This is a genomic window from Streptomyces botrytidirepellens (assembly GCF_003721215.1).
Lineage (GTDB): Bacteria > Actinomycetota > Actinomycetes > Streptomycetales > Streptomycetaceae > Streptomyces > Streptomyces himastatinicus.
In genome coordinates, this window is sequence record NZ_RIBZ01000550.1 from 1 (window position 1) to 2,823 (window position 2,823).

A 2,823-nucleotide genomic window follows, 5' to 3' on the forward strand; every position below is an offset into this window, starting at 1 on the left:
GCACACCGCGCGCCGCCCCCGAGCCCACCGGGCCCGGGGGCGGCGCGTTCGCGTTGGGCCCTTCGTGTTCTCATCTGTGCCGCCCGTTGCTACGGTGCCCAGCCCCGGCTGTAACTGACGCCCTGTCAGTTGCCGTCCCCGCAATCACGGGAGGCCCGCATGCGCGCCCTCGCCGCCGCCGCGATCGGACTCGCCGCCGCCCTCGCCCTCGTCTTCACGGTGACGGCCATCGGTGCCCCCGGCGGCACCACCTCCCCCGAACCGCTGCTCACCACCGTCCCCGAGCACCCCTGAGGGAGGGACGCCCCGCCATGCGCCGCAAAGCCAGCCTGGTGCTGCTCGCCTTCGCCGTCTTCTTCGCCGCCCTCGCGCCGCTGGTGCGCTGGTACGCGTTCCCCCGGCTCGCCAAGATCCCGCCCAGCGAGTACCAGACGGCCGTCCTGGAGGCCCGCCCCGCCACCCTGCTCGACTACGCCACCATGAAGCCCCGCACGGTCTCCAAGGTCAGCATCGTGCAGACCCTGCGCGGCAACGTGGGCGCGGCCGAGAAGGTCGGGAAGGAGACCGGGCGCGACGTCGTCGTCTGGGACGCCCTGTCGTACATCGCGGGACCCGACGGCAAGATGGTCTCCCGGATCCCCGAGCGCTACGTCTTCGACGCCCACTCCCAGGACCCGGTGCACGCGGGCGGCGAGCACGTCGACGGCGACGCCGTGCGCCGCGAGGGCATCGAGTACAAGTGGCCCTTCCTCACCGAGAAGCGCGACTACCGCTACTTCGACGCCCAGACCCGCACCTCCGCGCCCATCCACTACAAGGGCACCCGGAACTTCCGCGGCCTGACGGTGTACTACTTCGAGCAGACCATCCCCTGGACCAAGGTCCCGCTGCCCAAGACCATGCCGGTCGACGGCGTCACCCCCGAGACCGTCCGCAAGGCCGGAACCTCCCGCTGGTACACCACCAAGCGCATGTTCTGGGTCGAACCCACCACCGGCGCGCCCGTCAACGGGCAGGAGATCCACCGCGAGGAACTGCGCGGCGGCACCCTGCTGGGCGGCCGGGACCGGGTGACCGTCTTCTCGGGCCACGTGAAGATGCGCGAGGACTACATCGCCCACACGGTCACGATGGTCTCCTCCCAGCGGCAGCTGGTCCTGGCCTTCACCACGTATCTGCCCTGGGGCTTCGGGGTCCTGGGGGCCGGACTGCTCGCGGTCGCGCTGCTGCTGGAGGCGCGCGGCCGCCGGCCGGGGGCGCCGTCGCCGGGCACGCGGCGACGGCTCGTCAACCTCCGTCCCCGCGTTCCCTCCTGATAGTGACGCCGGTAGTGATCTCGGTAGTCGGCTGGCTAGCATGCGCTCCATGCCGGGTATCACGATCGAGTTCACCGAACAGGAACTGGCGGAGCTGCGCGCCGAGGCGAAGGAGAAGGGCGTGGCCATCAAGCGCCTCGCCCACGACATACTGACCGAGGACGTCGTGCGGCGGCGTCAGAAGCAGCGCTTCGTCGAGGGCGCCGTGCGCTTCGCCCTGGGATACAAGGCCGAGTTCGAGCGGGAGTTCCCGGAAGGGCTGCGTTGATCCTGTACGTCGACGCCGGCTGGGTGCTCAACGTGCAGGTCGACGTCTCCCCGGTGAACACCCCCGTGCGTGACTGGGGCGCACTGCACTGCATGAGCGAACGGCACCGCTACGAACGGTTCGCGGGGGAGCCGTACTACGAGGAGGCCGCGGCCCGCGCCGCGACCTTCCTCCACACCTCGCTGATCCTGGAACCGTTCTCCGACTACAACGCGGTCATCGGCGCGGCCTGCGCCCAGATGTACCTGGAGGAGTCCGGCGAGGCGATCGCCCCGCCGCCCGGCGCCATGGTGTCCCTCATCCGCGACATACGGGACAACCACCTCCGCCTGAGCGAGACCGCCCGGCGGCTGCGCGCCTGGGCCGTTTAAGCGCGCTGCGGTTCAGCGACGAGCATTGGTGCGCCGCGTCGCCTCGGCCGTCGTCGGATCCTCCGGCCACGGATGCTTGGGGTAACGGCCGCGCAGCTCGGCCCGTACGGAGCGGTAGCCGTCCCGCCAGAACGACGCCAGGTCGGCCGTGACCGCGGCCGGACGCCCCGCCGGTGACAGCAGGTGCACCAGCAGCGGCACCCGCCCGCCCGCGATCCGCGGCGACTCCTGCCAGCCGAACAGCTCCTGGAGCTTCGCCGCCAGCACCGGCTGCCCGTCCCCGTAGTCCACCCGCACCCGCGACCCGCTCGGCACCTCGACCCGCTCCGGCGCCAGCTCCTCGAAGCGCGCCGCGTCGCCCGTCGCCCACGGCAGCAGCCGGGCCAGCGCCTGACCGGCGTCCACCCGCTCCAGATCCGCCCGCCGCCGGGCCCGGCCCAGCTCCACGCCCAGCCACGCGTCCGGGTCCGCCAGCAGCGCCGCCTCCGACACGTCCGGCCAGGGCGCCCCCAGCTCCCGGTGCAGGAACGCCATCCGCTGCCGCACCGCCGTGGCCTGCGCGGACCAGCGCAGCAGCCCCGTCCCCTCGCGGCGCAGCCCCTCCAGCAGCGCCGCGTGCACGAGCGCCGGGTCGGGCGCGGCCAGCGGCCGGGCCACCAGCTCGATCGCCCCGAGCCGGGACACCCGCCGGGCGACGACGTCCCCGTCGGCCCAGTGCACCTCCTCGCCGTCCGACCCCAGCGCCGCGGCCGCCGTACGGGCCGTCTCCTCGTCGGTGACGGCGGCGAGCCGCACCCGCGCCGACGCGGCGGCCACCGGCCGGTCCGCGACCGCGACGGCCAGCCACGGCGCCCCGCCCAGCCGCGAC

General features: G+C 73.4%; 5 protein-coding genes. 4 read left to right on the forward strand and 1 reads right to left on the reverse strand.

Annotated features, from left to right (window positions below; genetic code table 11):
• Nucleotides 1-159 precede the first annotated feature (159 nt).
• The 4 genes from EEJ42_RS32655 to EEJ42_RS32670 are packed head-to-tail and all read left to right on the forward strand — an operon-like array spanning nucleotide 160 to nucleotide 1,955.
• A complete protein-coding gene (locus tag EEJ42_RS32655; protein WP_009718759.1) occupies nucleotides 160-294 on the forward strand; it encodes an SPW_0924 family protein in 135 nt (44 codons plus the stop codon).
• 17 nt (nucleotides 295-311) lie between these two features.
• Nucleotides 312-1,316, forward strand: coding sequence for a cell envelope lipid trafficking protein PgfA (gene pgfA / locus EEJ42_RS32660; RefSeq protein WP_123105561.1), 1,005 nt, complete (start codon nucleotides 312-314; stop codon nucleotides 1,314-1,316).
• A 49-nt stretch (nucleotides 1,317-1,365) separates the two neighbouring features.
• On the forward strand, nucleotides 1,366-1,584 hold the full coding sequence (locus tag EEJ42_RS32665; protein ID WP_039942128.1) for a hypothetical protein: 219 nt from the start codon (nucleotides 1,366-1,368) through the stop codon (nucleotides 1,582-1,584).
• Nucleotides 1,581-1,955 (forward strand): hypothetical protein, encoded by a 375-nt coding sequence (locus EEJ42_RS32670; RefSeq protein WP_123105563.1) that lies wholly within the window; start codon nucleotides 1,581-1,583, stop codon nucleotides 1,953-1,955. Before EEJ42_RS32665 ends, EEJ42_RS32670 begins: the two co-directional genes overlap by 4 nt.
• A 12-nt stretch (nucleotides 1,956-1,967) precedes the next feature.
• Here the strand turns inward: EEJ42_RS32670 and EEJ42_RS32675 are convergent.
• Nucleotides 1,968-2,823 (reverse strand): ATP-dependent helicase C-terminal domain-containing protein (locus EEJ42_RS32675; RefSeq protein ID WP_281291559.1); only part of this gene is annotated, 856 nt, incomplete at its 5' end.